This is a genomic window from Amycolatopsis sp. SID8362 (assembly GCF_010550475.1).
Taxonomy (GTDB): Bacteria; Actinomycetota; Actinomycetes; order Mycobacteriales; family Pseudonocardiaceae; genus Amycolatopsis; species Amycolatopsis eburnea.
The window spans coordinates 1-641 of sequence record NZ_JAAGNB010001196.1; the positions used below are offsets into that span (position 1 = coordinate 1).

Genomic DNA, 641 nt, shown 5'->3' on the forward strand with positions numbered 1-641 from the left:
CCCCGGCAGCTGCCCGCCCCGCTCACCCGGTTCGTCGGCCGCGAACCGGAGATCGCGGCGTTGACAGCGATCGCGCACGCGGCGGCCGACGAGCCCGCGACGGTGGCCGTGCACGGACCGGGCGGGCGGGGCAAGTCCGCGCTCGTCATCCGCGTCGCGCACCGGCTGGCCGGGGAATTCCCGGACGGGCAGCTCTACGCGGACCTGCTCGGCGGAACCGCGGGCGCCGTGCCGCCGACCGCCGCCGACGTGCTGCGCCGGTTCCTGCGGGCGCTGGGCCTGCCGCTGCCCGCGATTCCGGACGATCCGGCCGAGGCGGCCGCGGTCTACCGGTCCGCGCTGGCCGGCCGCCGGATCCTGGTCGTGCTGGACAACGCCGTCGACAGCAGGCAAGTCCAGCCCCTGCTGCCGGCCACCCCGGGCGCCGCCGCGCTGGTGACCAGCCGGCGGCTGCTGGCCACCGTGGAGGCCCGGCACGTCGCGCTGGACCCGCTTCCCCAGGACAACGCGATCGACCTGCTGGCCCGCTACTCCGGCCGTCCGGCCGACGACATCCGGGACGGCGACAAGGAAAGCGTGGCCGCGATCGTCCAGGCGTGCGACCACCAGCCGCTGGCGCTGCGCGTCGCGGCGGCGCGGCT

The 641-nt window shown here is 77.4% G+C and carries 1 protein-coding gene; it reads left to right on the forward strand.

The genetic code is table 11. The features are described 5' to 3' along the window. The coding region (locus tag G3I65_RS37035) for an AAA family ATPase (RefSeq protein WP_160700216.1) at positions 1 to 641 on the forward strand (641 nt) is incomplete at both ends.